The sequence below is a fragment of the Bacteroides sp. AM07-18 genome (assembly GCF_003602695.1).
Lineage (GTDB): Bacteria > Bacteroidota > Bacteroidia > Bacteroidales > Bacteroidaceae > Bacteroides > Bacteroides uniformis.
This window is the reverse complement of record NZ_QTLM01000009.1, coordinates 8,472-15,505: the sequence shown is the minus strand read 5'-3', so window position 1 is coordinate 15,505 and position 7,034 is coordinate 8,472. Positions and strand designations below refer to the sequence as shown.

At 37.3% G+C, this 7,034-nt stretch carries 5 protein-coding genes; 1 reads left to right on the top strand and 4 read right to left on the bottom strand.

Going from position 1 to position 7,034, the window contains the following annotated elements:
• Positions 1 to 705: 705 nt before the first annotated feature.
• Positions 706 to 897: a hypothetical protein gene (locus tag DW096_RS11970; protein WP_005824336.1), complete on the bottom strand. Its 192-nt coding sequence runs from the start codon at positions 895 to 897 to the stop codon at positions 706 to 708.
• A complete protein-coding gene (locus DW096_RS11965) occupies positions 884 to 1,468 on the bottom strand; it encodes a zeta toxin family protein (RefSeq protein WP_005824335.1) in 585 nt (194 codons plus the stop codon). The genes DW096_RS11970 and DW096_RS11965 overlap by 14 nt, the downstream gene beginning before the upstream one ends.
• Before the next feature lie 404 nt (positions 1,469 to 1,872).
• Here DW096_RS11965 and DW096_RS11960 point away from each other — a divergent pair, with 404 nt between their 5' ends.
• On the top strand, positions 1,873 to 2,370 hold the full coding sequence (locus DW096_RS11960) for an AAA family ATPase (protein ID WP_229031933.1): 498 nt from the start codon (positions 1,873 to 1,875) through the stop codon (positions 2,368 to 2,370).
• A gap of 233 nt (positions 2,371 to 2,603) precedes the next feature.
• Here DW096_RS11960 and DW096_RS11955 read toward each other — a convergent pair whose 3' ends face one another.
• Positions 2,604 to 4,064 (bottom strand): RagB/SusD family nutrient uptake outer membrane protein, encoded by a 1,461-nt coding sequence (locus DW096_RS11955; RefSeq protein WP_005824584.1) that lies wholly within the window; start codon positions 4,062 to 4,064, stop codon positions 2,604 to 2,606.
• A gap of 18 nt (positions 4,065 to 4,082) precedes the next feature.
• Positions 4,083 to 7,019 carry a TonB-dependent receptor gene (locus tag DW096_RS11950; RefSeq protein WP_074668627.1) on the bottom strand — a complete coding sequence of 979 codons (2,937 nt, stop codon included), beginning with the start codon at positions 7,017 to 7,019 and terminating at the stop codon, positions 4,083 to 4,085.
• Positions 7,020 to 7,034: the final 15 nt, after the last annotated feature.

Here is a 7,034-nt window from a genome sequence, read left to right as displayed (position 1 = left end):
TGCATACCAACAAACGAAATCACCAGAGTTTTCGCGGAACTACATTATGTCTATATTGTTGATAATAAGCAATATAAAATAAATAAAAAGAGCTCCTGAAATAAAGTATTCCTCTAGAGAAGATACTCTATACATATCCACTGTAAATGACAATCTACTTATATGATACTATTTGTAATGGTAATATCCTGATTTGAAGGTGTTTAATTCTGTACTGATGTGCTATAATCATAACGTCAGGATCTTTTTTCTCAAAAACTAGAAGGGCTTTGTCAATATCTATCATTTAGTTGCTTTTTGTCAATTATTTACTCGTGTTGTTTATTCCATCTATGAGAATGTAAACCCTTATGTAAAATACTATTGAATTTATAATGGTTACATAAACACTATCCTACCTATTTATCCATTTTATGCATAGAACACCATGTAATTGTCTCTATCTTATAAATGGAGATTATTCCAAATACAAAGTAATTGGAGTAAAGAATTCTATAGCTATGAAAAACTACTGTTTGGAGCATGTCAAAAACGTAATGAGGAGATTTTCTTGTAAGAGAATATAGTCTACATAGAATAACGAAGACTGAGTGGATATATTTTTTATTATAATTCAGGGGAATAAAGAATGTACTTTGTAATCCGCGCTGACTCTCGTGTCATGCAGACAATTCAGGTTTGCTGTTTATTGAAGAGAGGATATTTCTATCGTTTCAGCTCCTCTCCATAAAGTTTACGCAGTATGATACGTGCCGGTACACTTTTAATCTCTCCATTGGGCAAGCCTTGTATAATGCATTCATTGCGCAATGCTTTTTCTTCAAGCATACGACGTTCGGCTAATGCCAAACCGAAATGTAACTTTTCGCTTAGTTCTTTTCGTTCATTCTCTGACATAACTTTGTATTTTATTAAATCGTTCAATGTGATGTATATGCATTTTCATTCCTCGTCCACCTTCAGCAACAATTATACGGGGTGTTTCGCTATTATCTGCCAATAGCCAATAGTCCACACAAGGCATATAAATATTGAAAAAGTTATCAATACCTGCTTGATAACGCCGGAGCACAACCTCTTTGGGAATGTCGTGTCCACCATTACGTACACGTTGGGCTACACGCTGAATAGCCAAGTCGGGCGAACTCAGCCAGAAATATATTAAATTGACTTTATATCCTTGTTCTTGTGCACGATGGACAAGGCGAGTGTAAGATCTTGTGGCAAGTGTGGTTTCTATAGAAAAGTTTTGTTGATTTTTCAGCAATTCATTGATTCTTTGCAACATCAACCGTCCGGCTTCAATGGCCATACTTTCGGGATTAAAAGGAGATAATCCACGAGCTATTTCATCCGCATTGACAAACTCCTTGCATTCCAGAACATCCGGCAACACAGTATAAGATGCCGTAGTCTTACCAGCACCATTACAACCACTAATGATGTAGAGTTGTTTTTTAGAATCCATATTCATGCATTTATCTAATTGCAAACATACAATATTTTTATAAGATTATGGATAATTGATAGTTATTGTTTTTTAAAAGTTGATTGTTGTTGCGAGAGTCTAGAATAAAAAATGAGGTTGTGCAGTTCACATTTTGACAACCTCTATCAAAAACACTTTATTTTCCAAACAACTCCGGTGGAATTATTCCCTTCCAAGGTTTAACTCATCGTTGTAATCTGTTTCATTCAGATGCTGTTCATAATTTAATTTGCAATTCCATATAAAAAATAGGTTCCTTTGTTACAAAACTTTCTATTGGCAATCGAAAGTTTCTCTATTTATATCATATTTTTTTGTATATTAGCAATATATATAAAGAGAGGAAGATTGTGTGGATAAAAGTCTATTACGCTAAGTTATTTATGAGCAGAGAAACGAGCAAGGTGTTTGTTGCCGGCAGTAATGCCAATCTACTTAGTAAAGAGTTGGGCACTTTTCTTACTGGCAGATATGTCACTATGGAACTTTATCCTTTTTCTTTCCATGAATTCCTGAAACTAGAGCAAGTAGCAATAAAACAAGATACATTTTATGCTGCAGAAGGCAAGGTGCTACTCCTTAGTGAAATACAAAAATACCTAGGAATAGGAAACTTTCCTCAATACATTCAGTCAGATAATGATAACTACTTGCTTTCACTCTATACCGACATCATTTATAAGGATGTAGTGGTGCGAAACAAGATAAGCAATGAAAGGCAGCTTGGAGAGATGATGTATTATTTGGCAAGTAACGCTACTCATCGCTTTGCGTACAATTCTGTAACTAAGGCTGTCGATGTTAAAAGTCCGGACACGATAAAATCATATATAGGATTTGTGGAAGATACTTACTTGGTACGACAACTATCAATTATCTAAAGGCATAATTATTACTTTGGAAGACGAGGAAGAAATAACCGTTAATCCCCGGCAGCAGATTTCTATACGTCCTATTTGGAAATGATTGTTGCAGAAATAAAGTGGAAAAGATAGAATAACAAAAGCCGCTTACTTCACAGTGAACGGCTTTTAAAACACTTTATTTAGAAAACACCCTATCAAATAGAGATGTTTTGAAAGTTCAGAAATCAGATATACTCCTTCTTACAGACTTATTTATAAGCAGGATTCTGATCATTATTTGTCAGTTCTCCATTAGCATCAATCTCTGCTTGCGGAATAGGTAATTCAAATCTATCAGAACCAGCAGGAAGGTCTAATTGACTGGTCCACAAATCGTGTCCGTCAACTCCAGTTCTTGTCAATGCTAAACCTCTACGTTTCATGTCGAATAGGCGATGTCCCTCTGCAAATAATTCACGCCTTCTTTCTTGTTGTATCTCATCTGCTAAACCGGCATCCGTTCCACTATATTTATCCAATCCACGAGCTATCCGAACAACATTTAATGCTTCTTTAGCCACATCATAATGCTGTTTGTCAGCAGCTAATTCAGCAATAATAAGATACATCTCAGAACCACGCAGCATATTGAAAGAGCCTTGTCCCATTTCATTATTACGACTATGAATCTTTGTTGTCAAGTATCCTGTTTCACTGATATAATCGTTTATTTCAGAATCTTTCGGGAACTGAGTTTTGCGTATATCTTTATCTTCCATTAGATTAATCAAAGCCTTTGAAACTCGTAATGAGCTATAACCAATAACAGCATCTTCATAATCATCTCCACACAAATACCAGAAAGAGGGTAATGAAAGATAGAATTGATTATCATCAGTTGGACATTCGAAAGCCCAAAGTGTTTCTGAGTTAACTTCACAGAAATCAGCTGTGTAAACTGCCGTATTCATCAAATTAACACCTTTCAATGCAGCATTGGCATGTTTGATACCATTTGTTTCATCACCTAAATCCAAATACAAACGTGCAAGAATTCCATGAGCAGCATTCGCACCGATATATGCCTTGGATGAAGAAGAATGTTGGTCCAACAATCCACATGCTTTTTCCATGTCAACGACAAGCTGATTATAAACATCTTTTACTGTAGCACGAGGAAGGTCTTCTGTTCCAGAAGAAATACGTAAAATTATGCTCGGATTATCCGGGTACTTGTTTACAGGTTTGGCATACATTCTTACTAAGAAATGATAAGTATAAGCTCTTAGAGATAGCGCTTCACCTTCAATTCTGTTACGCTCTGCACTTTCTGCCAGGTTTCCGATATTATCCAAAATGGCATTCGTATTATCTATGATACTGTAACATCCCTTCCACGGGTCATCAGTATAGGTACTTCCTGGAGAAACTGTATATTGATAAGGAGACACAAAACGTCCATAATTGTAGTTGGGGTCAGGTGTCACCAATGCGTCATCTCCCATAATGTCAGGCAAGAAGAAAATATATTGGTTGGTCATATGAGCCAACCAGCCATTGGTCAACCAGTCATAAGCACCGGTCAACACTTGCTGCGCACCGTCTATCGTAGTAAAGGTGTTAGAATCGGACATTTGGTCCGAAGAAGTAGTATCCAAAAAATCATCACCGCAATTTGCCAAGCTAAGACCTATTGCAAGTGCTATTATAGTTTGCTTTATTCTATTCATCGTAATCTCAATTTTAAATTAGAAACCAACATTTATACCAAATAAGATTGTACGAGGCAATGGAACCGTACCTGCACCGTCCAATACTCCGGTTACACCTCCCAATTCCACATCGTAACCTTTGAAACTACCATCCAAGTTCCATACACAGATATTCTCCAGACTTCCAAAGAAACGTACTGTCTCCAACTGTATCTTCTGTGTCCATTTTTTTGGTAGAGTATAACCTAAGTTGATATTTTTAAATTTAATGAAATCTGCATCGTGCAAATAGCGGCTTGATGTAGAATGAGAACTTGAAGTGTTATTGGGCAAGAATGCAGGATTCGGAGCGTTTGGATTCTCTTTTGTCCAATAATTCGCTTGATCTTTGATGGCTTGATAACCGTTGTTGTTACCATCATTCAGCAAATTGGCTTCGTACGCATCATATATCTTTCCTCCAAAACTATAAGTAAAGAGGAATGAAAGGTCTAATCCTTTAAATGTAAATGTATTATTCAAACCTCCAAATACATTGGGAAGTGCAGAACCAAGTTTGTATTTGTCTGCAGTAGAGTAAGTTGAAGTGGTAGTTCTTTCACCTGTCGGATTACCTTTATCATCTTTTACGTCTTTATACCAAAGTGGAGCACCGGTTTCTTTATCTACTCCGGCCCATTCTTGCATGTAAAATTCATAAAGGCTGTAGCCTACCGTACGAACTTTTGTACCAACAACTTCCTGTTCTTCGGGATAAGAAGTGATTTCATTCTTGTTAAAAGAGATATTGAAGTCGGTTCCCCAATTAAAGTCTCCGGCTTGAATATTCAGGGAATGCAAATCTACTTCTATACCAGAGTTGCGCATACCACCCAAATTAGACATAATTATGTCCAACCCCGTAGAACCGGCTAAAGGTTTTTCCAATAACAGTTCATCAGAGTTTTTGATATAATAGTCAATGGATCCATGTAGGCGACTGTTAAGTACTGCAAAATCTAACCCCACATTGAAGTTTTTGGATTTTTCCCATGACAAATCAGGATTTGCTAATTGAGAATGTCTGAAGCCAGACTCTCCGTTATAATTGGCTCCACCTTCATAGAAGGCTTGATAACCATATAAGTAATCAGATGTTTTGTTACCTGAAGTACCATAGCTGGCACGCAGTTTCAAGTCATCGAGCCAAGTAATATCTTTCATGAAGTTTTCTTCGCTGATACGCCAATTTAATCCGACACTCCAAAATGTACCATAACGATGTCCCGGTGCAAAACGTGAAGAACCATCGGAGCGGATACTGAATGAGGCAAAATATTTATTCTGATAATCATAATTTAATCGACCAAAATAAGAAAGCATGCGCTCTTTATCTGTTACAGAACCTACTTCTTGCGGAGTAGCAGCTACATTCAGCTCTGTCAAACCACCAATCGGAAATTTTGTTCCTTGTGCATAAGTGCGCTTGTACTCTTTATTATAGATTTCATAACCAGCCAATACCGAGAAGTGATGGTCTTCCTTTATGTTGAAATTATAATTTAATGTACTGGTCAATCCAAAAGTGTTGTTCCAAATGGCATATTTGTACAAGCGTCCTTGTGCAGCTTTACCATTACCATGTTCCGCATTATACCATTGCGTTTCATCCAAATTGATATAATCATATGAAAGACTTGTTTTCCAATGAACTCCATAAAAGTTGAAATCCACGTAGGGATTTACCAAAACACGGTATGTGTTAGTTGCATATTTGTCAGTTTGTGCAAATGATATAACATTCATATCCTGAAATATGGGATTCTTGAAGTTATAAAGAGGTTTGCCATTTTCATCATATTGCATTTGGAAATTTTCATCCAAATCATATACAGGAACAGCATTGGGTAGGAAAATACCATTAGTCAAAGGACTAGCACCGCCACCTCCACCTACAGGAGTGTTTTGTTTTGCCAAAGAGAAAGTGGAATTGATACCCATACTGAACCAAGGTTTAATTTCCGTTGAGACATTTGTACGACCTGAATATCGTTCAAAATCCGAACCAATCACAATACCCTCTTGATTCATATATCCCATAGAAATGAAGTATTTTGATTTCTCGTTTCCTCCATTTACACTGATATCGTATTCTTGTGACATCCCGGTTCTGAAGACTTCATCCAACCAATCGGTATCAATCATCAATTGAGCACCAGATGTCAAGTCGCCAGAAGCATCCAGAGGGTTAGCAACATTATATGGATTTCGCCCATACATGCTTTGTGTGGATTTGTTGGCTGCAGCGGAAGCTTCTTCTGAGGACATGCCTTTAGCAATATTATTATTATAGAAGCCTCCATAATACAGAGCATAATGTTCGGAGGCATTCATCAAATCATAACCACCAGAAGGGAGTTTGGAAGATGACATTTGAGCTTTAAAACTAACCTTGGCTTGTCCTTTTTTACCCTGCTTCGTTGTGATCAGAATAACACCATTGGCCGCACGTGATCCGTACAAAGAAGCAGCAGAAGCATCTTTTAAGATGGTAATAGACTCAATATCATTCGGATTTAAGTTTGAAAGTGGATTTGCACTTGTTCCATATTTACTGGTATTTGCAACTTCACTTAAGTTTGCAGCTTCAATAGCAACTCCATCTATAACATAAAGTGGGGTACTTGAGGCAGACATAGACCCGATACCACGAATACGTACCTGTGTAGACGAACCCGGTTGACCGGAGACACTTGCGATCTGCAGTCCAGGCGACAATCCTTGTAATGCTTTCTCAAATGAAGTAACTGGAAGCTTTTCCATATCACTGGATTTGATAGTAGCAACAGAACCTGTTAGTGAGTTCTTCTTTGCAGTACCATAAGCTATGACTGTTACTTCATCAAGAATTTCACTGTCGGACTTTAAGATGACTCTTAAAGAAGGTGCGACAGCCACCTCTTGCGTTTGCATACCAACATACGAAATTAGCAGAGTTTTCGCGGAACT